General features: G+C 50.7%; 21 protein-coding genes. 11 read left to right on the top strand and 10 right to left on the bottom strand.

All coding sequences use genetic code 11. The annotated features are described in order from the left end of the window. Positions 1-238 precede the first annotated feature (238 nt). A complete protein-coding gene (locus FM042_RS08105; RefSeq protein ID WP_143235920.1) occupies positions 239-1804 on the top strand; it encodes a leucyl aminopeptidase family protein in 1566 nt (521 codons plus the stop codon). An 89-nt stretch (positions 1805-1893) separates the two neighbouring features. Here the strand turns inward: FM042_RS08105 and FM042_RS08110 are convergent, their stop codons facing one another. Then, positions 1894-2340 carry an Hsp20 family protein gene (locus FM042_RS08110; RefSeq protein WP_143235921.1) on the bottom strand — a complete coding sequence of 149 codons (447 nt, stop codon included), beginning with the start codon at positions 2338-2340 and terminating at the stop codon, positions 1894-1896. A 212-nt stretch (positions 2341-2552) separates the two neighbouring features. Here FM042_RS08110 and FM042_RS08115 point away from each other — a divergent pair, with 212 nt between their 5' ends. Genes FM042_RS08115 through FM042_RS08125 form a run of 3 tightly spaced genes read left to right on the top strand, consistent with a single transcriptional unit; the run spans position 2553 to position 5740 of the window. Continuing rightward, positions 2553-2972 carry an OsmC family protein gene (locus FM042_RS08115; protein WP_143235922.1) on the top strand — a complete coding sequence of 140 codons (420 nt, stop codon included), beginning with the start codon at positions 2553-2555 and terminating at the stop codon, positions 2970-2972. Positions 2973-3003: 31 nt separating this feature from the next. Continuing rightward, complete coding sequence (locus FM042_RS08120) at positions 3004-3663, top strand: alpha/beta hydrolase (RefSeq protein ID WP_143235923.1); 660 nt, start codon at positions 3004-3006, stop codon at positions 3661-3663. Between the two features lie 13 nt (positions 3664-3676). After that, entirely contained in the window at positions 3677-5740 is a 2064-nt protein-coding gene (locus FM042_RS08125; protein ID WP_143235924.1) for a S9 family peptidase, read from the top strand. A 50-nt stretch (positions 5741-5790) separates the two neighbouring features. On the opposite strand, the gene FM042_RS08130 is transcribed toward FM042_RS08125, so the two are convergent. Genes FM042_RS08130 through purE form a run of 7 tightly spaced genes read right to left on the bottom strand, consistent with a single transcriptional unit; the run spans position 5791 to position 12754 of the window. After that, positions 5791-7011: a phosphopentomutase gene (locus FM042_RS08130; RefSeq protein WP_143235925.1), complete on the bottom strand. Its 1221-nt coding sequence runs from the start codon at positions 7009-7011 to the stop codon at positions 5791-5793. A gap of 11 nt (positions 7012-7022) precedes the next feature. Next, complete coding sequence (gene deoA, locus FM042_RS08135) at positions 7023-8351, bottom strand: thymidine phosphorylase (protein WP_143235926.1); 1329 nt, start codon at positions 8349-8351, stop codon at positions 7023-7025. A gap of 1 nt (position 8352) precedes the next feature. Beyond that, complete coding sequence (gene deoC, locus FM042_RS08140; RefSeq protein WP_221931513.1) at positions 8353-9186, bottom strand: deoxyribose-phosphate aldolase; 834 nt, start codon at positions 9184-9186, stop codon at positions 8353-8355. Beyond that, entirely contained in the window at positions 9183-9605 is a 423-nt protein-coding gene (gene cdd / locus FM042_RS08145; protein ID WP_143235927.1) for a cytidine deaminase, read from the bottom strand. The genes deoC and cdd overlap by 4 nt, the downstream gene beginning before the upstream one ends. 34 nt (positions 9606-9639) lie before the next feature. Beyond that, positions 9640-11148, bottom strand: coding sequence for a glycerol kinase GlpK (gene glpK / locus FM042_RS08150; RefSeq protein ID WP_143235928.1), 1509 nt, complete (start codon positions 11146-11148; stop codon positions 9640-9642). A gap of 21 nt (positions 11149-11169) precedes the next feature. Next, a complete protein-coding gene (locus tag FM042_RS08155) occupies positions 11170-12261 on the bottom strand; it encodes an ATP-grasp domain-containing protein (RefSeq protein WP_143235929.1) in 1092 nt (363 codons plus the stop codon). Positions 12262-12265: 4 nt separating this feature from the next. Further along, entirely contained in the window at positions 12266-12754 is a 489-nt protein-coding gene (purE, locus tag FM042_RS08160; protein ID WP_143235930.1) for a 5-(carboxyamino)imidazole ribonucleotide mutase, read from the bottom strand. A gap of 196 nt (positions 12755-12950) precedes the next feature. Between purE and FM042_RS08165 the strand changes: the two genes are divergently transcribed. Next, entirely contained in the window at positions 12951-15170 is a 2220-nt protein-coding gene (locus tag FM042_RS08165) for a S46 family peptidase (protein ID WP_143235931.1), read from the top strand. On the opposite strand, the gene dinB is transcribed toward FM042_RS08165, so the two are convergent. Beyond that, positions 15118-16191 carry a DNA polymerase IV gene (gene dinB / locus FM042_RS08170; protein ID WP_143235932.1) on the bottom strand — a complete coding sequence of 358 codons (1074 nt, stop codon included), beginning with the start codon at positions 16189-16191 and terminating at the stop codon, positions 15118-15120. The genes FM042_RS08165 and dinB overlap by 53 nt on opposite strands. A 187-nt stretch (positions 16192-16378) precedes the next feature. Between dinB and FM042_RS08175 the strand changes: the two genes are divergently transcribed. Together FM042_RS08175 and FM042_RS08180 are read left to right on the top strand one after the other, a co-directional pair. Then, entirely contained in the window at positions 16379-16807 is a 429-nt protein-coding gene (locus tag FM042_RS08175; protein WP_221931514.1) for a c-type cytochrome, read from the top strand. 262 nt (positions 16808-17069) lie between these two features. Further along, positions 17070-19694, top strand: a complete 2625-nt coding sequence (locus tag FM042_RS08180; protein ID WP_143235934.1) for an EAL domain-containing protein — start codon at positions 17070-17072, stop codon at positions 19692-19694. Here the strand turns inward: FM042_RS08180 and rep are convergent. Next, on the bottom strand, positions 19654-21675 hold the full coding sequence (rep, locus tag FM042_RS08185) for a DNA helicase Rep (RefSeq protein WP_143235935.1): 2022 nt from the start codon (positions 21673-21675) through the stop codon (positions 19654-19656). The genes FM042_RS08180 and rep overlap by 41 nt on opposite strands. Positions 21676-21812: 137 nt before the next feature. Between rep and FM042_RS08190 the strand changes: the two genes are divergently transcribed. The 4 genes from FM042_RS08190 (at position 21813) to FM042_RS08205 (ending at position 24878) form a co-directional block, all read left to right on the top strand. Further along, a complete protein-coding gene (locus FM042_RS08190; RefSeq protein ID WP_143235936.1) occupies positions 21813-22073 on the top strand; it encodes an accessory factor UbiK family protein in 261 nt (86 codons plus the stop codon). A 5-nt stretch (positions 22074-22078) separates the two neighbouring features. After that, the gene (locus FM042_RS08195) at positions 22079-23485 is read left to right on the top strand and encodes an ATP-binding protein (RefSeq protein ID WP_143235937.1); all 1407 of its coding nucleotides are present in this window, start codon (positions 22079-22081) and stop codon (positions 23483-23485) included. Positions 23486-23492: 7 nt separating this feature from the next. Then, positions 23493-24197, top strand: a complete 705-nt coding sequence (locus FM042_RS08200; RefSeq protein WP_408608853.1) for a response regulator — start codon at positions 23493-23495, stop codon at positions 24195-24197. A gap of 78 nt (positions 24198-24275) precedes the next feature. Further along, on the top strand, positions 24276-24878 hold the full coding sequence (locus tag FM042_RS08205; RefSeq protein ID WP_143235938.1) for an EF-hand domain-containing protein: 603 nt from the start codon (positions 24276-24278) through the stop codon (positions 24876-24878). Positions 24879-24914: the final 36 nt, after the last annotated feature.

Raw genomic sequence — 24914 nt, forward strand, 5'->3', positions numbered from 1 at the left:
GTAGTTAATATTCATTTCTCTCTCAAAAAAGATACTTACACACGTAAGCGGCGCGAATACTACAGAACCTCGTTTCCTTTTTCAATAGGTAAGTCTAGACGATAATCTCGCAAATCTTCGGGAATTCATGTGGTTGGTCCTGAAAATGGTGCATTTTCTAGAATCCGACTTGATCTAAACGGGTATTTGTCGAATCGTAGGTTCAGGTAGCTATCTTTATCGCAATAGAGAGGAATGTATGAAAAGGTTTCGTGGTTGGGCATTGGGTTTGTTGAGCCTCACGTTAGGTTTATTACTCACTACCGTTGTCGCGTCTGCAAGTTACTTGCATACGGCAACTTCATTTACACAACAGAGCGTGAATGAAGGGGATGTGCTTGTGGTATTAGTGCCAGAAGACGCGGGTGGTGTGCGTGTGTCGGGTTGGAGTGATGCAACGACAGATCATGTGAAGCGGGCGATGGCAGCCGCTGACTTTGAAGGGAAAGCGCAACAGCGGGTGGAGATTCTTGCACCTGCCGATCTAATGTTCGCGCGCTTAGTTCTTCTTGGCGTGGGTAACCCTGCAGACTTGCCCCGTTATGTGGCAGAAGAAATGGGGGCTGCGCTGGCGGCGCACATTCAGGGGAGCAAAGCCGAATCTATCGTGATTGATAGCCGTTTGGTCACCAATCCTGGCGTGAATGCGGATGTGGTATCGGCTATTGCGCACGGTGTGGAGCTACGTAGTTACCGTTTCGACCGTTATAAAAGCGAACCCGCAGAACGCCCAGGGCAGCGCTATCAATGGGTTGTCTCCAACGCATCAGCGGCTGAGCGTGCCTACAATCAGCTGAATGCATTGGCTCAAGGTGTGTTTATTGCGCGAGAGCTTACTAACCTACCCGGCAGTGATGGTTATCCAGCGGCCTTCGCAGAATATGCGCGTCAGCAGCTTGAACCCTTAGGTGTCGTTGTCACTATTCTTGATCGCGAACAAATTCGTGAGCTGGGTATGGGGTCGTTACTAAGTGTGAGTGAAGGCAGTCAGCATAAATCTCACCTGCTGGTGGCGCATTACAAGAACAGTGATGATGAGCGCCCGATCGCGTTAGTGGGCAAGGGCAATACTTTCGATACCGGCGGGTATAACTTAAAAACGAATGCAGCCTCTATTTTGCGCATGCAAACGGATAAAGCCGGTGGCGCTGCAGTTGTGGGTGCGGTAAAAGCCCTTGCCGGTCAGCAAGCGCCAGTGAATGTGGTTGGGGTAGTGCCGCTATCGTTGAATATGATTTCTGGTGAAGCCACCTTGCCGGGTGATGTAGTCGTTGCGGGCGATGGAACCACCATTGAAGTGGCCAACACGGATGCGGAAGGGCGACTTATTCTCGCCGATGGAATCTGGTACGCACGGGAGCATCTTGATGCCCGTGTGATTGCTGATATTGCTACCCTTACGGGTGCAAAAGTAGGTGCTTTGGGTACACAGTACTCTGCAATATTCAGTGACCATGACGATATTCTTGCAACCTTGCGTGAAGCGGGCGAGTTGACTCGTGAGCGGGTGTGGCAGTTACCCCTTGATGGCTACGAAGATGTGGTTCGTTCGCGCATTGCCGATATGAAAAACACGGGGTCGCCAGGGGCTCAAGCGGGTGCCATTTTCCTGCGGCACTTTGCCGGCGATACGCCATGGGTACACATCGATATGGCGGGGAGTGCCCTCATTGATAGTGCATCGGGTATTCATCCTGAAGGCGCCACTGGCTACGGTGTGCGAATGCTCACAGAATGGGTGAAAATTTATTCTCGCCAGCACTAATTCTTGTCTATAAAGAAAGGCGCCTTCATGGCGCCTTTCGTTTACTTAAGGCCTGTACATGAGGCCTCTATACAGAGCTAGAGCGCGGGTTACTTCTTGTGCTCTAGCGCAGTACCACGTTTAATTTCGATAGAACGCGGCTTCATGGCTTCTGGAATTTCTTTCACCAATTGAATGTTCAATAGGCCATTGCTTAATTCCGCATCAACGACTTCTACGTGCTCCGCTAAGTTAAATTTGCGTTCAAAAGAGCGCGCTGCAATTCCTTGGTACAGGTAATTGCGGTCTTTCTCGTCGTCGGATTTCTTACCGCGCACGGTAAGCACACCGCGTTCAATCTGAATATCTAAATCATCTTCGGTGAAGCCGGCTACCGCTATGGTAATGCTGTAACGGTTCTCGCCTGTGGCTTCAATATTGTACGGAGGATAACCACCGGTGCCGGTGTCTCCGCGAAGGGCATTGTCGAGCATCGATGCTAAACGGTCGAAGCCAATGCTGCTGCGATATAAGGGTGTAAGATCAATTGTGTTCATAGTCGTGTATCCTCTTTTGAGCGATGACATAAAGTTAGACTGTGTAGGGGAAGCGCTCTCTTTGAGACCCGCTGCCTACAATTTCTATGTGTGGTCATCGCAATGGGTTTCAAGACCTCACATGAAATTTTTTACCTTCGCCTTTGCAACCGAAGAGAGGGTCGGGTAGTTTTGAGCAAGCTATGCACTGAAGGTACAGGAGCAATAATCTAATGAGTCATGAAGTGAAGCTGGGATGTGTTCGTGTTGAAGAGAAAATGGCACCCTTTACCAATCAGGTAACCACCTATAACCACCGCTGGTTGGCTGATGAGCCGGAACAGCTTGGGGGGGCTGATGAGGGGCCGGCACCGATGGAAATGGTATTGGCGGGATTGGGGGCATGTACGTCTATGACTCTGCGCATGTACGCAAAACGCAAAGAATGGCCCTTAGAACGCGTTGTGGTTGAGCTTGAACACACAAAAGGTGAGCATGGGGCTGAATATTTAAGTCGGGTGATCACTCTCGAAGGTGATTTAAGTGAGGAGCAGCGAGTACGTTTGCTTGAGATAGCAAATAAATGCCCCGTACATAAAACCTTAACGAATCCGAATTTAGAAATTCCTACATCCCTAAAAGACGAATCGTAAAAATAACATCGTAGTTAAAAAGGAAAATCGAATGACAGTGTTGCCTTGTGTAGAGGTGGAGCCGCAAGAACCTGCAAACGCGGCAGTAATTTGGTTACATGGCTTAGGAGCCGATGGCCATGATTTTGAGCCTATTGTTCCCCATATCCAGTTACCCCAAGGCGTACATACGCGATTTGTTTTTCCCCATGCACCGAAAATACCGGTCACCATCAATGGTGGTATGACGATGCCTGCTTGGTACGATATTTTAGAGATGAGTATCGCCCGCAGTGTTGATGAAACCCAGTTGCGTCAATCGGCGGCGCACGCGCTTGCGCTGATCGAGCGTGAAATGGAGCGCGGTATCCCCGCGGAACGAATTGTCCTTGCTGGATTCTCTCAAGGTGGTGCAGTGGCTTATGAAGCGGCACTGACGGCGCCATACAAGTTAGCGGGTGTGATGTGTTTATCAACTTATTTGGCGACCCATGAATCGGTTAACCCGAATGAAATAAACAAAGAAACACCATTTCTGGTGCAACACGGTAATCAAGATCCTGTGGTACCAGTGCAATTGGGCGAGCATGCCCGCAAGTGGTTAGAAAACAAAGGGTATCAGGTGACATATCAAACCTATCCTATGGCGCATCAAGTGTGCGGCCCACAAATTAACGACGTGAGCGCTTGGTTGAGCGGCGTTTTCAACTAAAGGAGAACAGTAGATGAATTCTCGTATCGGATTAGGGTTAGTTATCGCGTTGTTGCTCAGCATGTTGAGTTTTTCTGTCGACGCGAACACGGACCGTCATTTTAGTGCCGAAGATATTTTTGCCCTTGAATACGCCAATGATGTGCAGGTATCGCCGGATGGCAAACGGGTGATTTACGTGCGTCACAGTAACGACATTATGACCGATAGCACGCGTCGTAGTTTGTGGATGATTGATTTGAGCACTGGTGAGCATATCCCACTGTTTTCAGACGAATACAGTTACTCAAGCCCGCGTTGGGCGCCTGATAATAATCGGGTTGCCTTTGTTTCCAATCGTTCCGGTTCTCAGCAAGTACATGTGCACTGGATTGATGAACATACCAGTGCCCGTGTCACGGATGTACGTCGTGGCGTGAGCAATGTAACGTGGTCACCGAATGGGCAATGGTTGGCGTTCAGCATGGAAGTGCCTGCGGGTGCCACAGAGTTTGTCCGCAGCGTACACCGCCCCAATCGACCTGATGGAGCCCAATGGGCGGACACCCCCGTAGTGATTGAGCGTGCTTATTATCAACAAGATGGACGCGGCATTCTTGAAAGTGCCTATCGTCATCTTTTTATTGTTCCAGCAGGTGGTGGCAGTGAGCGCCAACTCACATCGGGTGATTACAATCACGGTGGTGAGTTAGCCTGGACGCCAGACAGTGAAAACATTGTGTTCTCAGCCAACCGCCGAGACGACTGGGAGTTTCAAACTCTCGAAGCCAATTTGTATCAAGTCAATATTGATAGCAAGGAACTCACAGCGCTGACGGATCAGCCGGGGCGTCAGTACCATCCTGTTTTCTCGCCCGATGGTCGTTATCTCGCCTTCTTGCATGGCCATAATGAGCGCGTGGGATACCGCAATGCGAAGTTGCAGGTCATGGATTGGCGCAATAAACAGGTCACTGAATTACTCTCTGATTTAGATCGTTCCGTAGAATCCCCAGATTGGTTAAACAACAACACTCTGGTATTTCAATATGCCGATCGCGGCAAGTTAAAGCTTGCACGCATTTCGGTGCGGGGTGGTCGTCACACGGATCTTCTTGATAGCGTCGGTACCGGAAGCAATGGGCGTCCGTACCTCGGAGGCATGTTTAGTTCGTCGCAAAATGGCGTTGTTGCATTTACCCACGGCACCGCTTATCGCATGGGCGAAGTTGGCGTTTGGCAAGGTAACAATCATCGTGTGCTGACAAAACTCAGTGATACCCTCTTGAGCCAACGGGATCTCGGAGAAGTGCATGAGTTTACCTATCGTTCGAGCCACGACGAGCAGGAAATTCACGGCTGGTATATTACGCCACCTAACTTCGATCCAGATAAGCAATATCCACTGCTGATCGAGATTCATGGTGGTCCGCATTTGGCTTATGGTCCTTATTTCGCAGCCGAACTACAACGCTACGCGGCGGAAGGCTACATCGTGTTCTATAACAATTACCGCGGCAGCACCTCCTACGGGGAAGACTTCGCACTGTTGTTACAGTACAACTATTCATCGCCTTACGATTTTGCCGACCATATGTCGGGTATTGATGCGTTGATCGACAAGGGCTTTGTTGATGCGAACAACTTGTTTATTACCGGCGGGTCGGCGGGTGGTATCGCCACAGCTTATGCCATTGGTTTGACCGATCGCTTTAATGCTGCAGTGGCCACCAATCCTGTGGTGAATTGGGTGAGTAAAGTGCTCACTGCTGATTCGTATCTGTCGCAGATCCCAAATCAGTTCCCGGGATTGCCATGGGAAGCGCATGAGCATTACTGGCAACGTTCGCCGCTTTCCTTAATGGATAACGTCACCACGCCTACGTTGATATTTACCGGTGAAGAGGATCGACGTACACCGATCTCAGATACCGAGCAGCTTTATCAAGCATTGCAGTTAGTTAATGTAGAGTCCGCGATGGTTCGAGTACCTGGCGCCTTCCATGGGGTTTCGAGCCGGCCATCACGGATGATTGCGAAAGTGGAGTATGCCTTGGCGTGGTTTAAGCGCTATCACAAGGATGCCGATGAACAATAAGTGATAGGTTCATTGATTAAAAAACGGTGGCAGATAGCCACCGTTTTTATTTAAAGAAACGATTTACCGTATTCCGTGGGTGGTAATTTGAGGTGTTGGGCAATGCTTTGACCAATATCCGCAAAGGATTCTCGACGACCAATGTTGCCCCCTTTGATGCCCGGGCCAAAACAAATCACCGGCACGTATTCTCGGGTGTGGTCGGTACCTGGCCAGGTTGGGTCACAGCCATGGTCAGCAGTAATAAACACCCGATCACCGTCTTTCAATTTGGCAAGGAGTTCCGGCAAGCGCTGATCAAAGGCCTCGAGTGCGCGCGCATAACCGGCCACATTGCGACGATGGCCATATTCCATGTCAAAATCAACGAAGTTCGGAAAAATTACGCTGCGATCTGGAGCGCTATCGAGGGCCGCTAAAGTGGCATCAAATAAGGCGTCGTTGCCACTTGCCTTTACTTGCTGCGTAATGCCCTGTTGGGCATAGATATCGGCAATTTTTCCGATACTAATGACTTCACCACCGGCTTCTTTGAGTTTATCTAACACGGTGGGCGCAGGGGGTAATACCGAATAATCCCGACGGTTACCCGTTCGTTTAAAGGTGTCGGGGCTATCTCCGAGAAATGGGCGCGCAATCACTCGACCAACTCGCAAACCGTGGCTGTCGAGCTTTTTACGAGCAAGTTCCGAGAGAGCAAGCAGGCGCTCTAACCCAAAGCTTTCTTCATGTGCGGCAATTTGCAGTACCGAGTCTGCCGAGGTGTATACAATAGGTTTCCCGGTGGCCATGTGCTCTGAACCCAAACGTGCGATAATTTCTGTGCCGGACGCATGGCAGTTCCCTAAAATACCAGGGAGATCCCCTTCGGCAATCAGTTCATCGATTAAATCGGCGGGAAATGTCGGGATTTCTTGCGGGAAGTAATGCCAGTCGAATAGCACGGGTACGCCGGCGATTTCCCAATGTCCGCTGGGGGTGTCTTTCCCTCGGCTGAGCTCTTGGGCGTAACCATAAAGTGCGTCTGCGGGGCCGTTAAAATTCATTCCAGGTGGGCGTTCGCCGCCGCTTTCTTCGGCCAATAATCCTAAACCTAGCTTTTCTAAGTTGGGGAGAGAAAGGGGCCCAGAACGACCTTCATCGGCTTCACCCTTAGCGCAGGCTTCGGCGATGTGGCCAAAGGTATTGGCCCCAACATCACCAAAGTCTGCGGCGTCGGCAGAAGCACCAACGCCGAATGAATCCATCATTAAAATGATCGCACGTGCCATCTTGCGTACTCCTAGATACTGTCTTTCGTTAGTATCTCATAAACCACAGGGTCGAGCTGAGGCAAAGATTCGCTCATGCCAATCGATGCCTTCAATTCAACGGATGCCATCGCGGCGGCGGCTTCGTCGCGCGCATGAATCATCGCCAGTGGACGGTCGTGGTCCACAAAGCTACCGATGGGCGCGATATCACTTAATCCAACGGCATGATCAATGCTGTCGCTTGGATTCGTGCGTCCGCCACCGAGACTCACAACCACTAAGCCAAGTTCACGGGTGGCTACGTGGCTCACATATCCGGGCGTATCAGCAAAGACAGGAACGATCACTGGCGCCTTCGGTAGGTAGCGTTCGTAACTTTCGACAAAATCCGCTGGCCCACCTAAAGCATGGACCATTTTACCGAAAATTTCCGCCGCCCGGCCTGAATTCAATGCATCTTGAAGTTTGCCATCGGCTTCGTCCTTGCTCTGAGCCAGGCCACTCCGGAGCAGCATTTGTGCGCACAGGGCCATGGTGACTTCATGTAGGCGCGGATTACGGCGCTTACCAATCAGGTATTCCACCGCTTCGCGCATTTCCGTGGCGTTCCCTGCGGTGTCGCCGAGTGCTTGGTTCATATCGGTAATTAATGCACTGGTATTTACACCCGCACCATTGGCCACTTCGACAATACTGCTCGCGAGGGCTCGGGATTTATCCAGATCCGTCATAAAAGCGCCGTTGCCGGTTTTCACGTCCATCACTAAGGCTTCCAATCCAGCGGACAGTTTTTTCGATAAAATAGAGGCGGTGATCAAGGGTATGGAATCGACTGTGGCGGTCACATCGCGAATGGAGTAGAAGCGTTTGTCAGCCGGGGCAATATGGGCTGTTTGACCGATAATCGCGACACCGATTTCTTTTACGATACGTTGAAAATCATCTTGATCTGGTTGAATGTTGTAACCAGGGATGCTCTCGAATTTATCTAAGGTGCCTCCGGTGTGACCCAAACCGCGCCCGGCGATCATGGGCACATAACCACCGCAGGCGGCAACCATAGGGCCTAGCATCAGACTGACGGAATCACTGACACCGCCGGTTGAGTGCTTGTCGACAATGGGGCCTTGCAGATTGAAATGGTCCCAGTTCAACACACTACCCGAGTTCATCATGGCTTCGGTGAGCGCGACTCGCTCAGGCATGGCCATCCCGTTAAAATACACAGCCATGGCAAACGCGGCGATTTGGCCTTCGGTTACGCCACCGCCAGTAATACCTTTCACGAAAAACTGAATTTGCTCCGCGCTCAGAGTTTTGCCGTCGCGTTTGGCTTTGATAATTTCTTGGGGCAACATCTTAATAGCCTCCTGACTGTGTGACTTCATCCGTTCCTTCTAAAACAGATACGAGATTGGTGCGCACGGAGCTAGCACCTAAGCGCAGAAGCGAGGGCTGAACCGCATCAGGACCTAGTGTCGATTGCACTGCTTTAATATAGGTCATGGCATCTTCGAGAGTACGGATTCCGCCTGCCGGCTTGAAACCCACAGGACGAACGGGAGCGGCTTGGTTTGTGCCTTTCGCACGGTGTTCAGCAATGGCACGGAGCATGATGTCTGCGGCTTCCGGTGTTGCATTGGTGGTAACCTTCCCGGTGGAGGTTTTGATAAAATCCGCACCGCCGGCTATGGCAATGGCACTGGCCTGAGCAATAAGCTCCGGTGTGCTGAGTTCGCCGGTTTCCAGAATCACTTTCAAAAATACACCGTTACCACACGCGGCTTTGCAGGCTTGCACAAGGCGCAGGGGTGTATCTGTATCGCCGCTAATCAAGGCTTTATAGGGTAATACAACATCCACTTCATCGGCGCCGTAAGCAACGCTGGCCAAGGTCTCTTTTACTGCGATATTGATATCAGATCCGCCATGGGGAAAATTCGTAACCGTCGCCAAACGCACGTGGTATAAGCCTTTGTCGTCGAGAATACGTCGTGCTAAGGGCAAGAAGCGCGGAAAAATACACAGAGCCGCAGCGTGAATGGTGTTCCCGTCGGCGTCTCGCCACTCTGCTTTGGCACACAAGTCTTCGATATCTGCCGAGGTTTCAATATCGGTAAGACTGGTTAAATCCAATAGGGAAAAAGCAAGGCGCGCTTGTTGCTGGCGCGTCATGGTCGCAACATCGGTCATGGTGTCTCCTGCCCGTCTTTCGAATCAGCAAGGTGCTCAGGACCAAAGGAGTGCGGTAATAACTCATCAAACGACATCACGCCGCGAACGCCTTCGGGACCGCATACATGCACGCGGGTATCTGGGGTGGAGAATTCACGAATACGTTGGCGGCAGCCACCACATGGTGTAACTAACCCGTCGGCTTGGCCGATGACAAAAATGTCTTGAATAGTCGCTTCTCCGCCCATCACCATCGCGGCAATGGCACCGGCTTCAGCGCAGGTACCTTCTGGATACGAGGCGTTCTCAACATTACAGCCGCAAAAGGTTGCTCCTGAGGTGGTGCGAATGGCACAGCCTACCGGAAACTTAGAGTAGGGTGAATAGGAGCGCTCCATGGCGGCTTTTGCCATTGCGAATAGTGGATCCTGGCTCATAAATACTCAAATTTTTACAAAAAGGGCAAACATTCTACCTGACTTTTTCTACTGCGGCTAACCACCGAGCGTAGACTTTATCGCGGGTTTCTTGATCAAGGTCAGGTGTCCAACGATCATCGGCACGGCACAATGCTTCAATCTGTTTTAAGCCTGAGAAAACGCCGGCTTGCAGCCCCGCGAGCAGGGCGGCCCCCCGTACCGTGGTCTCGGTGGTGTTTGCCCGAAGTACAGGATGGCCAGTCATATCCGCCAGTGCTTGCATAAACCAATTGTTTTCGGTCATGCCACCGTCAACACGTAATTCATCCACCGGTTGACCGTCATCATCCATTGCTTTCAACAGATCGCGAGTTTGCAGGGTAACACTGCGCAATGCTGCCGCTGCGATCTGTGAACGTCCGGTATCGCGCGTCATACCAAATAGTGCTGCCCGGGCCTCGGGATCCCAATAGGGCGCCCCTAAACCGGTAAAGGCAGGAATGAGCATTTCGCTTTGCTGCCATGGCACGCCTTCAGAAAGGGATTCGGTTTCGGCGGCTTCGTTGATCATACCAAGCTTGTCGCGTAGCCACTGTACAATAGCCCCAGCCATAAAAATACTGCCCTCAAGGGCATAAGTCGGCTTACCTTCTAATTGGTATGCCATGGTGGACAGCAAACGATTCTCCGATACACGGGGGCGATCACCCGTGTTCACGAGCGCAAAGCACCCAGTACCGTAAGTGCTTTTCATCTGCCCCTCAGAGAAACAGGCTTGTCCGAACAACGCCCCTTGTTGATCGCCGATCATGGCGAGTACAGGAACCGATGCGTTACTTTTTGATGTTGAAAGCAGGGTGGAGCAGGCCACATCACCAAAATGATCGGCGTTATCGCGAATCTCAGGGAGCAGGGCGCTTGGAATATCGAATAGCGCAAGAAGTTCGTTATCCCACGCGCGTGTTTCTAAATTCATCAATAGGGTGCGTGAGGCGTTGGTTGCATCTGTCGCATGAACCTTGCCATCGGTAAGGCGCCACAATAGAAAGCTATCAATGGTGCCAAAGCAGAGTTCGCCGGCCTCAGCGCGTTTACGAGCACCGTCGACATGTTCGAGAATCCAGTGAATTTTTGTGCCAGAAAAGTAGGGATCAAGTAGCAGGCCGGTGTGTTCTTGCACCATGGCTTCATGCTGATTATCTTTCAATTGTCGACAATAAGCAGCGGTGCGTCGGTCCTGCCAAACGATGGCCGGATAGATTGGTTTTCCGGAGTCGCGTTCCCAAATAACGGTGGTTTCGCGCTGATTAGTGATGCCAATACCGGCGAGATCCGAGGCGTCGATGTCCGCATCTTCAATGGCGTCTTTGCAGGCATCCAAGGTGGTTTGCCAAATATCTTCTGGGTCGTGTTCAACCCAGCCATCATCGGGGAAATGTTGGTCAAACTCATGCTGACCGCGACCTACCACTTCGAAGCTTTCGTCGGTGGCGTGATAGACCATGGCACGACTCGATGTTGTGCCCTGATCGAGAGCCAAAATATAACGACCCTGAGGCATAGCAACTCCTTGCTGAATTTCTTAGCTGAGGATCTGCAGTTCTGGTGCCCATTGTGCTGCGAGGGCTTCTGCACCCGCGCGGTCGTTGACGTGGAAATTAACGTGTCCTACTTTGCGACCCGGCCGCGCTTCTTTACCATACCAGAAAGGAGCGGCTTCGCCATCTTGCCAGAGTGAATCTGGAATCTGCGCGATACCAATGGCATTCACCATTAGTGTAGGCTGCGTGATAAATGGCGCAAATGGCATATTGGTCAGAGCACGGATATGCAGGGCAAATTGGCTGATATTTGTACCTTGCATCGACCAATGGCCAGAGTTATGCACCCGTGGCGCAATTTCGTTCACGAGCAGCTCAGCACTGTCGCCAGCGCCCACCACAAAGAACTCAATGGCTAGCGTACCCACATATCCAAGATGTTCGGTAATCTTGCGAAAGGCATGCTCTGCTTTTTGCTGTAAATGGGCAGGCAGGTTGTTAAAGCCAGCAAAGGTATGGCTCAAAATTCCGTTTCTGTGCACATTTTCCACGAGGGGGTAACATTGAATGCGACCATCTGCTGCGCGGGCACCGACAATGGATACTTCACACTGAAACGGGATCATGGCTTCGATAATGCCGGGTTGACGTCCCGCTGTATCGCCTAGGGCAACCAGATCACCAGGCTCATCTGAGTTATATCGCCATTGACTTTTTCCATCGTAACCACCACTGGCGGCCTTAATCACAGCTTTCCCCTGCCATTGAGTTACGGCTGTTTGAAACTGCTCTTGGGTATCAAAGGCGACCCACGGGGCAGTGGCAATGTCGAGATCGTCGCATAACTGTTTTTCAAGTTGGCGGTGAGTCAGTGGCAGGATCTTAGCAGGGTCTGTGAGAAGTTTATCTGCCGCTAATTGCACATGCTCCGGATCCAATTGCTCATGTTCCCAGCTTACGATGTCGGCCCAATCAACAGCCTCCGCGATACTGAGCTGCATTGGCACATGAGCGCCAGCGGGCATAACCTGATTGGTACGGGTGTTCACTAGTAAACATGCGTGGCCTAAGCGAATGGTGGCCTGAGCCAGCATTTGACCAAGCTGGCCGTTGCCGAGAATGAGGATGTTCATGGGCTTAATCAAGATCCAGTTTACTTTGGGTAATTACTTTATTGCGTTGTTCGTCACGGAACGCCTGAACCTGTTTTCGTACCTCAGGATCAGTGGTTGCAATCACTTGTGCTGCAAGGAGGCCAGCATTGGCTGCACCGGCTTCACCGACAGCCAGCGTGCCGACCGCAACGCCTTTTGGCATTTGCACAATCGACAATAAGCTATCCAAGCCTTTGAGTTGCTTACTTGGTACAGGTACCCCGAATACGGGTAAATACGTGAACGCGGCAAGCATGCCGGGTAAGTGTGCGGCGCCACCGGCGCCTGCAATGACAACACGAACGTCGGATTGCTCCGCTTCTTGCATGGTGGTCGCGAGCAAATCGGGGGTGCGATGCGCAGATACAACCCGCGCTTCCCAACTGACATTTAAGTCTTCAAGCATACGCGCGGCAGCTTGCATAACCGGCCAATCTGATTGTGACCCCATTAGAATAAGTACAGAAGCCATTCACTCTTCTCCCGAGTAGGTAACACACCTAAGATGGGTGGATCTGAAAGCGGCGGATTGTAGCAGAAAATAGTATATTTAGCATACTGAATGCGGCACGAATCACTAAAGAAGTGTAAGATTGAGCCATGTGGTGCTGTTTTTTCGTACACTATAACGGTACTTCAACCTTAACTTTCTAACCACAGGGAGCGGTATGAATAGTTTTCGGTTACAACAGCTCGGCATGTTAAGGCAAACAATGATCCGTTGTGTGCTCTCTTTTTTGTTGTGTTTCTTGTTACTTTTTTCGGCTGCGCAAAGTGTGGCACAAGAAGGGATGTGGTTACCGGAGCAACAGCCCGACTGGCCGATGCAGCCTGCTACCTCCACAGTCCTCAAAGTCGGCTCCTGTAGCGGAACCTTTGTCTCTCCAAAAGGGTTGGTGCTGACCAACCATCACTGTGTCATTGATTTACTGCAATCGCGCTCGACGCTCGAGAATAATTATTTAGAAACGGGCTATTTAGCGCTCAATCATGATCTTGAATTACGCGCGCCCGCAGACTTTATTGTGGCTAAAACACTGAGCCGAACTGAAGTGACGCGGGAAGTGTTACAGGGCGTTACGGATCGGGTGACCGGTCGAGCACGCTTTAATATGATAGCCAACAATCGTAATGAGATTTTACGTCGATGCGAAAACGCGCCAAATATCCAGTGCCGGGTTGTGGAGCAATACGACGGTATTGGCTATCTGCTCATCCGCGACGAGATATTCCCACAAGTGCGCTTAGTGTGGGCGCCGCCTGAAGACGTTGGTCATTTCGGAGGCGTTGAAGATAATTGGCAGTGGCCCCGACACAGTGCCGATTTGGCGTTGTTACGAGTCTATGATCAGAACGGCAAACCTTACCAACCCGCGCATTGGCTACCGTTGTCACCGGCAGCACCCAGTGATGGCGAACTAGTGTTTACGGCGGGATTTCCAGGATTAACCCAACGCTATCGAGTTGAGAAAGAGGCTCGGCTTGCGTTAGAAACATTCTATCCGCTAGCCATCGATTATTTGCAAGAACTTGAAGACACTGTACATGGCTTTAGCCAAGATGATGCGGCGCGTAAACTCCGTTATGCACCAGCACTTATGCGCTGGGGAAATCGCCGTCAAAACTATATCGGCATGTTGGCGGCAGCCGACGAGCATCAGTTTTTTGCCCTAAGTGCGCAGCAAGAAGCGGATGTGCGTCAATGGATGCAGGCGCAAGAAAACGCCGACCACTATAAACAGGGGCTTGATTTGGTCCATCAGGCCTTAGCGACACGGCAGCGGACAATACTGCAACAAACGTGGTGGGGATTTTTTCAGGAGCTCCAACTTCCATTGGTGGCGCAGCGGATTTATCGGCTTGCTCAGGAATCGGCGCGGCCCGACGATCGCCGGACCCGAGGCTACCAAACGCAACAAGTCCCTGCGTTACAATCACAATTGCGAGGGCAGCTGCGCCAATTTGATAGCGAGGTTGAACAGGCACTTTTAGTGCAGTTGCTTATGCGCCACCAAGCGCTGCCAGCAGATCAAAAAATCCGATTTATTGAGCATTTCTTTCAATTAACCCCTGACTCGAGTGAAGCACAAATTCAGCAGCGGGTTGCGGCGATTTACGCGGAAAGCAAATTGCAGAATCTAGCCGCGTTAGACGAGATGTTGCGCCTTCCTCTGACAGAACTTCGCCGAAGCAACGATCCCTGGATTCAATTCGCAATCGAAAGCGCGGATGAACGTTTGGAATGGGATACGCGTGAACGTGAGTTGCGCGGCATTGAACAACAAGGGCGCAGCATTTTAATGGATGGATTTCGACGCTGGGCGCGTTCCCAAGGCAAACGTCTCGCGGATAACGCGAACCGGACCTATCGCCTAAGCTCCGGGGTTGTGGCCGGGAATCCAAAAACGGACCCAGAAACAGATCCGGTATCTACGCGAACGACACTAAGCTCGTTGCTTTCCATTACCGGCACGGAACCACGATATACGTTACCTTTTGCCATGCATGCGGCAGCGTCGGTGCACGGCGCAGGTTGTTTAGCAGTAAGCTCACAGGATCTCACACTTAACTTCTTGAGCAATGCAGATGGAACTGGAGGAAGCTCAGGCAGCCCCACGTTAAACAGCCGCGGTGAATTGATTGGCTTGGTATTTGATAGCACAACCGATGGTATTCTCAGCGATTGGATGTTTGATAGCGCTCGGCATCGACTCATTCACGCGGATGTACGTTATTTACTGTGGCTATTGCGCTATGTGTATCAAGCACAAGAAGTGCTTGATGAGCTGCAATTTAAGGAAACAGACGCCACCTGTTTTATTGGTGAAACCCCAATTATTCCAACGCCAATTCGAGCTGTCGGTCCTCATCTGGATCCGGCAGAGTGATGCCGATTCCAATCAGGCGCACACTACGATCTTGCGCCCGAGGCCAAGCCTCATGGAGCAATTGATAAAACAGTGAGGGTGAAACTCGGTTACTAACACGACTCACTGTTGTTTGTGTAAAGTCACTAAATTTCAATTTAACGGTTTGCCCCTTGGCGCGTACATCTTGCCAACGGGCCTCCCCTAATCGCTTCTTTAACGAAGGAAGTAAGCTGGTTTCTAAAAATTGCTCGGCACTTTTCACGTGGGTAAAGTCGCGATGCAGGGTCGACTCCACGCTGACCTGTTTGCGCATGCGACTGAGTGACACAGGTCGTTCATCAATGCCCTGGCAGCGTTGGTGGAGAAGATATCCAGCATGATCACCGAGGAGTCGTTGCAGCTTGCTGGGGTCACAGTTTTGAATATCTCCGACTTTATGAAAGCCAGCGGCCGCTAATCGCTCTTGGCTCTTTGGGCCGACACCGGGAATGCGGCGTAAAGAAAGGGCTCCTAAATAGGCATAAATGGCTTCGGGAGCCACCACAAACTGACCATCAGGTTTACGTTCTTCTGAGGCTATTTTTGCCACCATCTTTTGTGAGGAAATACCTGCAGAAGCGGTGACGCCAAGAGCACGCAACTCTGCGCGAATTGCTTCCATGGTAAGGCTAGCGCTGCCTTTGAAGGCTGTGTTTTCGGTGAGATCGAGATAAAACTCATCAATAGAGGCGGGTTCAACCAAAGGGGTGAACTCGGTTAATACGCCAAGAACTTGCTTTGACATGGCTTTATAGGCGGCCATATCCGGTTTCACGAAAACTAAATCCGGGCAGAGCTTACGAGCGTGATGCCCAGGCATGGCACTGCGCACCCCAAACTCTCGGGCACGGTAATTGGCTGTGGCCACGACGCCGCGTTCGCCACCACCACCGACAGCGAAAGGACGTTTTGCAAGGCCGGGATCCTTAATGACTTCTACGGCTGCAAAGAAAGCATCAAGATCAAGCAAGGCGATTTTTCGACCGGATGATTGAACCAAAGTGCTGCGATTCCGTATAAAACGACAGGAAAAGTGTATCACACCGCCCGGTTCTCAGGGCCAATGATCACAACAATGTTGTTAACTATGCAGACAGCAGTTTCATGGAACAGATTTTCTCGTTATAATCGGTTCAGAAATTCAGCAACCGATTTTGAATTTGGCACTGATGAGTCAGGAGAAAGCCGTGAAGTTTGTAAACCAACTGAAGTGGAAACAAGTTATTGCAGTGGTTGCCGGTGTGGCAATCGCGGGTGGTGTTATGGCGTTTACCCAAGATATGTCTCGGGAAGCGATTGCTGAGCGTATTCAGCCGTCCATGAAGGTACGTGTTGCTGGCGATGAGCCGCAGCAACAGGCAGCGGCTGCAGCAGGCGACCGCTCAGGCGAGCAGGTTTATAATCAAGCGTGTGCAGCCTGTCACACGGGTGGTATCTTAGGTGCCCCACGTAAAGGTGTTGCCGACGATTGGACGGACCGCTTACCGCAAGGTATGGCAGTGCTGTTAGAGCACTCGATTAACGGCTTTAACGCCATGCCTCCACGCGGTGGTTGTGCCCGCTGTACCGACGACGAAATTGAAGCCGCTATTGAGTTTATGATCGCTGATCTGTAAGCGTTCACAGTCTCTCATATCTAGCTAAGCCACTCCCATGAGTGGCTTTTTTGTATCTAATTTAAAAAATTCTCACCTTTGGTCGCTTTTCAACCTAAAAAAAGCGGTGTACACTCAGTTATTGGTAAAAAAATAACAACATCACAACAAAATGGTCTGCTGATTGTCTAGGGGGAAAACCCTCTATTGCATTGTAAAGAGTGCGAGATGGATGCACGAGCCTTCAATTGCATAGGCAAATGACCTTGGGGGATGCTCACGGGTGAGCGAACACGCAAACGAAACGGATTATGCGTTGCAGGTCAAGCGGCTCGAGAAAGTTGTATCTCGGCTAAAAGCCCTCACGCAGAAATACAGGCAAGCTGAAGTAGTTCAGCAGGCCCTGTTCCGTATTTCCGAGCTTGCGTCCTCCGCGCAAAATATGGACCAGATTTACCTCTCGGTGCATCGTATCATCGGCCAATTGATGTCGGCCAAGAATTTCTATATTTGTCTCTACACCGAAAGCCGCGATAGCTTCCTATTTCCGTACTTTGTTGATCAATATGATGATGCGCGCATGATAGACGAAGTGCCTGCAGCGGCATTGATGCGCGGCATGACCGGATATATCTTACGCAGCGGCGAACCCATGCTGTGTACCAAAGACAACATTGAAGAGCTGGTCAAATCCGGGGAAGTTAATTTCTTAGGTTCGCTACCGGTGGATTGGCTTGGTGTACCGTTGATTGCCAACGATACGTTGATTGGCGCTATGGTGGTACAGAGCTATGAAGAGGAAGTTCGCTATCGGAACGAAGACCTCGAGCTCCTAATGTTCGTATCGCAACACGTGGTGAACGCGCTAGAGCGTTTCCGTCATCGGGAATATCTAGAGCAAGAAGTAGCCAAACGTACTGCAGAGCTGCAACAAACCAACGAAGAATTGCGCACCGAGATTATCGATCGGGAAAAAGCCGAACGACAAAACGCGGTGTTGTATTCTATTTCCGATCTGACCAATACCGCCGAAGACATGCAAACCTTTTATCGTCGTTTGCATGTGGAAGTATCGAAATTGGTGCAAGCGGATAACTTCTATATTGCCTTGCTCACAGAAAATCGACAGCAAGTATATTTCCCTTATTATGCTGATGAAAGCGGATTCCAAGCGCGTCAGCGGAGTTTGCAGAAGGGGTTAACGGAATACGTGCTGCGAACGCGTAAGCCTGCGTTTGTGGATGGCAAAACCCGTGACAATCTGATCGCTAAGGGCGATGTTGTGTTGTCGGAAACCCGCGGGAAACTCGCGCACCAATGGTTAGGTTCACCGCTCATGATGGACGGCAAAATTTTTGGTGTGATCGCGACCCAAACCTACCGCGATGACCGTCCGTATCAGCGCGAAGATCTCGAACTGCTTAACTTTGTAGCGCACCATGTGTCGGTGGCGATTGAACGACGTCGGGCCGCTGAGCAGCTGGCAAAGGCGAATTCATTCCTAGAAAAACGTATTGCAGAGCGTACCGAAGAGCTTGTTGAAGAGATTGAACGTCGAAAAGAAATCGAAGCGCGGCTGTACCACGACGCACATCACGATAACCTCACGGGCTTGCCGAACCGGGCGATGTTTACTGAGCGCGTGAACCAGGCATTGTCGCGACAAAAGCGGCCCACTAAGGAAAACTTTGCGCTGCTGTTTGTGGATTTGGATCGCTTTAAAAATATCAACGACACACTCGGCCACTCTGCTGGTGACCAGTTCTTGTTAGAAGTGAGTCGACGCATTCATAGTGCGATTCGCGAGCCCGATTTCTTAGCGCGCCTTGGTGGTGATGAATTTGTTATTTTGCTTGAGCCTATTAAGCACGTGGACGATGCAAAAGATGTGGCTGCGCGCATCATTGAGGTGATGAAATCACCCTTTGAGTTGGAAGGCCAGGAACATTTCTCAGGGGCCAGTATTGGGATTGCCACTTGCCGTGGCGGCGACGATACCACCGACCGATTACTGCGCGATGCAGATGCAGCCATGTATGAAGCGAAGAATTTGGGCCGAGGCCGCTACGTGGTGTTTGATGAAACCATTCGCAGTGGCCTCGTTGATGCGTTAAATCAAGAAGCCGCGTTACGCTGTGCCCAAACTCAGAAAGATTTCCGTATTTGGCAACAACCGGTACTGAATTTAGAGTCCAACGAAGTCATTGGCTATGAGGTTTTGGTGCGTTGGCAGCGTGGCAAAAACATCGTACTGCCCAGTGAGTTTATTGGCATCGCAGAGCGCTCCGGCGCGATTATCGAAATCGATCAATGGGTATTGTCTGAATCTTGTCAGTTGTTAGCTACGCTAAGAAAGAAAGGAACAGGCGCCTTGCCAATGCACATTAATATGTGTGTTCAGCATCTATTGCGCCCCCGCCACGTGAACAAACTCATGAGTATTGTTGAGGAAGCGAAAATTCCTGCCAAACTTATCGTGCTGGAATTTGATGAAGAATCGCTGCAACAAGAAGATCCGCGTCGCGTGCTGACAAGCTTACGCCGGTTAAAAGATTTTGGCTTCCGCTTAGCACTGGATGATTTTGGTCGTGGAACCGGACCATTGCACTTCTTGTACAATTATCCGTTTGATATCGTGAAGTTGGATAGCCGCTTTGTCGGCCAAGTTGCCCGTAAAGATCGGGCCAGGGCTATGGTTCGGCATATAGTGACACTGTGCACAGAGTTGAATATTGATCTATTCGCAGAAGGCATAGAGGAAGATGAACAGCGCATTTACTTGCAAGAGCTCGGTGTTAAAGTAGGCCAAGGGAATTTGCTCAGCAAACCGGCTCCGGTAAACATTAAAAACTTCAGCAAAGAAGCGACTAAGAATCTTTCAGCATCGCTCTCAAACGAGCGACGTTAGCCGCATTGCGTTGCTGACGATCTTCTGCAGTTACCACTTTCTTTTCCCCTTCCCACTCGATGTCGTCTTGGGGTAATTCCATTAAAAACCGACTTACTTCTGGACGAATAGTTTCCCCATATTGGCGTCGCTCTTTGGCAAGGGTAAAGGTGAGTTTTTGCTGTGCCCGCGTAATGCCTACGTAGGCTAAACGTCGCTCTTCTTCTATGTCGTCGTTATCAATACTGGTTTGGTGAGGCAGCAGGCCTTCTTCCATTCCTACTAAAAACACGAAGGGAAATTCTAGGCCTTTACTGGCATGTAGCGTCATCAACTGCACTTGATCGTCGACTTCATCGTCTTCTTGGCGCGATAGCATATCCCGCAACACTAACCGACTCACTACTTGGTCTAAGGTCATGGGGTCATTCTCCTGATCACCCATGAGCATTTCGCTGACCCACCGGTACAGCTCGTTTACGTTCTTAATGCGCATTTCTGCAGCTGTTGGGCTGCCACTGGTTTCAAACAGCCAGTCTTCAAAATGAATATCTTGCAGTAGTTGTTTTACCGCTTGTGTGGCATGTTCATGACCACCATCGGCCTCCCGGGCCGCGTGGTTCATCATGTTTACGAACCCTTGCACATCGGCATAGGCGCGCGTCGCCAAAATTGTTTTTAGGCCGCTGTGCTGGCACGCAGCAAACAAGCTCATATTTTCCTGATGGGCGAGTTGGCCAATTCGTTCCATAGTGCTAGGCCCAATACCCCGCCGCGGTGTGTTGATAATCCGCAGTAGCGCGTTGTCGTCGTCAGGATTCACGACCAAGCGCAAATAGGCCATCACATCTTTAATTTCGGAGCGGGCAAAAAACGACTGTCCCCCGGTAATCTTGTAGGGAATGCGATTGTTCATGAGGGCTTTCTCAAAAATACGGGCTTGATGATTTCCGCGATACAGAATTGCGTAATCACCATAGCGGATATTATTAAGAAAGCGCTCGCGAATGATTTCTGCTACCACGCGCTCCGCTTCATTCTCTTCGTTTTTGCCGAAAATCACCCGTAGCGGTTCGCCGTATTCCATTTCCGAGAACAGCTTCTTTTCGAACACATGGGGGTTATTGGCGATTAAAATATTCGCGCATTTAAGAACACGGCCAACGGAGCGGTAGTTTTGCTCTAGCTTGATCACCCGCAGCTGGATAAAGTCTTTCTGCAGTTGGGCGAGATTCTCTGGTTGGGCACCGCGCCAGGAATAGATGCTTTGGTCATCGTCGCCCACTACGGTAAAGCGGCCCCGTTCACCTACCAACAGGCGTACCAGTTCGTACTGACTAGAGTTGGTGTCTTGATACTCGTCCACCAATAAATAGCGGATGCGATTCTGCCAGCGCTGGCGCACATCCGTGGAGCGTCTCAGCAACAGCGTGGGAAGTAAAATAAGATCGTCGAAATCAAGCGCATTATAGGCCTGTAAATGGCGTTGATAACGCTCGTATAACTCAACAAATAAGGCATCATCGGGGCGGCTAGGATCGAGCTGCACTTGCTCTGGTAGGAGCATGGCATTTTTCCACTGACCAATTCGGCTCTGCAATAACTGTATTTGCTGTTTATCGTTGTCGAGGGAATCTTCACTGAGCGCCGCAAGCAACGCGTAGCTGTCTTGATCATCAAATAAGGAAAAGCCGGGTTTGTAGCCCAGCATGCCAACTTCGCGTCGAATAATATCAAGGCCTAAGGTATGGAAGGTAGAGACGCGCAACCCACGGCAGTTTTTTCGACCCACTCGCAAGTGAATACGCTCACGCATTTCTCGTGCCGCTTTGTTGGTAAAGGTGACTGCAGCGATATGATGCGGCAAATAGCCAGCAGAGCTAATCAAATAAGCAATTTTCTCGGTGATTACACGCGTTTTCCCACTCCCAGCACCCGCAAGCACTAACATTGGGCCACCAATGTATTGCACTGCTTCTTGTTGTTGCGGGTTTAATTGCATGACGATCCTTGCTGATAATATTCATTTGGCCGTGGGTTGGAAGTGCGCATTGTAGCCTAAAGCGAAGGCTGCAGGAAACGCTCTCTATTTTTGTCGCTCATGCTATAGTAGAGGGCACTACGAATGAGGAATTTTCCATGATCGATGCAAAGAAAATTGAGCAAATCGCACGCCAAATTACCGAAAGCATTCCGCCGGGAGTTCGGGATATGGCAGATAACGTGGAGCAACGGGTGAAACAGAGCTTACAAGCACAACTGGAACGCCTTGATGTGGTCACTCACGAAGAACTAGCAGTGCAGCAAGAACTCGTCTTGCGTTTACGCAAGCGGGTCGAAGCGCTAGAAGCTCGGCTGGATGCACTCGAGAAAGGTGACTCTCAATCCTCAGCGGAGTAAGGCCTTTGTCGATTCTGCGCGGTTTTACCTATCTGCAAACACGTACGCAACTCTTTCTCGCGATTGCGGGCAGTAGTCTGTTACTCGTTGGTTTAATCCTGATCAGCACCCGCTATTTTTTTGTGCAGGATTTCACCCGCTATATGGCCGAGCAAGAGCGTCAGCGTCTGCAGCAAGTATCGGTGGTGCTGAGTGATTATTATGGTCGTTATGAACGCATTGGGTTTACCGACGAACTCTCCGAGCGCGAGCTATGGCGCGCCATTTTAAGTGATATCCAACGGGACGTTTGGCTTGAACCTGAGCGCTTTAATTTAGATTCTGATTTGGCTTTTTCTGAGCTGAACTTTGTTACCGAATCCGGTGAATTAATTTTTGGTCCGCGTATCGAAGATGCGGTGTCTGAATTGGTGATTTACGATTCCGAGATTCTCGGTATCTTAAGCACCCCGATGCCGCGAGGGGCGATAGCACCAATTGATGCGGTGTTTTCGCAGCAGCAGCGCGAAACGCTAATGTACGCAGGTACAGCCGCGGTGATATTGGCCGCCTTGGTAGCGTTCTTATTCGCCCATGGCTTGCGCAGGCGTTTACAAAGTTTACGCCATAGTACTGAGTCGCTGGCGGCGGGCGACGCAAAGATCCGTTTTTCCCAAAGTGGCGCCGATGATGTGGCTCAGTTAGGCCGTACGCTGAATACGTTAGCAGCAACCCTTCAAGCCAATGAAACCCAACGCAGAGAGTTTATGGCGGATGTGGCCCATGAGTTACGTACGCCACTCACGGTTCTGCAAGGGGAGTTGGAGGCTATCGAAGACGGTGTTCGCAAAGCAGATAGCGCTGTGATTCGGCGATTACAAGGGCAAACGAAACAGCTCACTCGATTGGTCCAAGATATCGACACCCTGGCTCAAGCAGATTTAGGTGGCTTAGGGTATCAGTGGCGTCAAGTGGATATTGTGCGTATCACCCAAGAGCTGTGTCAGCAATTTCAAGGTCCAGCCCAAGAGCAAGGACTCTCACTTGCGTGCGTATGTGACGCTGACACAGCCACTGCCTATGCAGATCCAGACCGCCTGCGCCAAGTGTTATCAAACTTACTCACGAACTCCCTTCGTTACACCGATGCACCGGGGGAGATCCGCGTGCATGTGCTTCGCTCTAGCCACGGCGTAGAGGTTGTGGTGGAAGATTCCGCACCGGGCGTCGATGCCGAGCATTTACCATTCCTATTTGATCGCTTCTATCGCGTACACCGGGATCGAGCGCGTCATACCGGTGGATCCGGGCTCGGCTTGGCTCTGGTTGAACGTATAGTTCATGCCCACGCAGGTAAAGTGAGCGCCAGCCCAAGTCAGTTAGGGGGCTTACGGGTCGCGATTCAATTGTTTAACCAGTCAGAACTGGTATGAGAAAAACATGATGAGCACTATCTTAATCGCTGAAGATGAACCAGATATCGCTAATTTGCTGCGAGATTATTTGCAGCAATCTGGCTATGAATGTATCTGCAAAGAAACCGGAACCGATGCATTGCAGGCATTTCACGCACATGACCCTGATCTCGTGTTACTGGATGTGATGATGCCAGAAATGGATGGTTTGGAAGTATGTCGGAAGATTCGTGAAGAAAGCCGTGTACCTATTCTATTTATTACTGCACGTCACGATGAAGTGGATCGCATCGTTGGGTTACGCTTGGGTGCAGATGATTACATCGTAAAACCTTTTAGTCCACGGGAAGTGGTGGCGCGGGTGGATGCCCATATTCGTCGTCAACAATGGCAACAAAGCGATCGCACCGATGCTGAGAACACCACATCGGGATTATTTCTCGATACCGGTGCATATCAAGCCCGCTATAACGGCGACATCATGGAACTTACCCCGGTTGAATTTCGTCTACTGGCGACCTTGTCGCGCCAACCCGGGCGGGTTTATCGGCGAGAAGAGCTGATATCAGCGGCTTATGATGATCATCGCGTTGTCAGTGATCGTACTGTCGATAGTCATATCAAGAATCTGCGCAATAAACTGCATAGTGCAGGTGCGCCAACCACCATTATTCAAGCTGTATATGGGGTGGGGTACAAATATCAAGCAGGCTCCACAATTTCTTCATAATATACGCATATTTCCTGCGGAATCATGACGCACACTGTGCGTGTGTGAAATGAGCCCTTTGGCTCGGAGGAAAAAGACATGAAAACACTCGTATCGCTCTTGTTAGTTCCTACCTTGGCACTGAGTGCCGGGCTATTTGTTACTTCTGTGCAAGCAGATGAAGGCAAAGAGAAGCAAGTAAAGAAAGAAAAACGTATCGAAATTCGACGTGAAGGACCGCGTGGGGAAGGGATGCCACCGGGTCGTATGATGTGGTTTGAGCATCTCGACGATAACGCAGAAAATATCGATCCAGATGAATTGCGTGAACGCATGCGTAGTTCACGCGAAGCACGAATTCGCGAGCATTTCCAAGACTTTGATCTAGACCAGAGTGGCAAGCTGACCGAAGCAGAAATGGTTGAATTTATGACCAACCAAGCGGAAGAACGCGCCAAGCAATTATTTCGTCGCCTAGATACTGACGGCACCGGCGTGATCAGTGAAGATCAATTTGTTGAGCGCTTAAGTGCCATGAGTGAAGAGCGTCGCGAGCGGGTGATTATTCGTCGCCAAGAGGCGGATGAGCGTCGCGCTGAAGCCGAACAGCGTCGTGCTGAAGCCATGGAACGGATGCAACAGCGCACGAAAGCGCAGGAAGAGCGCCGTCGTGAGCGATTGGAACGAGAAAATAACCGGTAATCGCGGTAACAAAATCGCGTCGGGTTGCGGATTAAT

This window comes from Aliidiomarina halalkaliphila, from assembly GCF_007096385.1.
GTDB lineage: Bacteria > Pseudomonadota > Gammaproteobacteria > Enterobacterales > Alteromonadaceae > Aliidiomarina > Aliidiomarina halalkaliphila.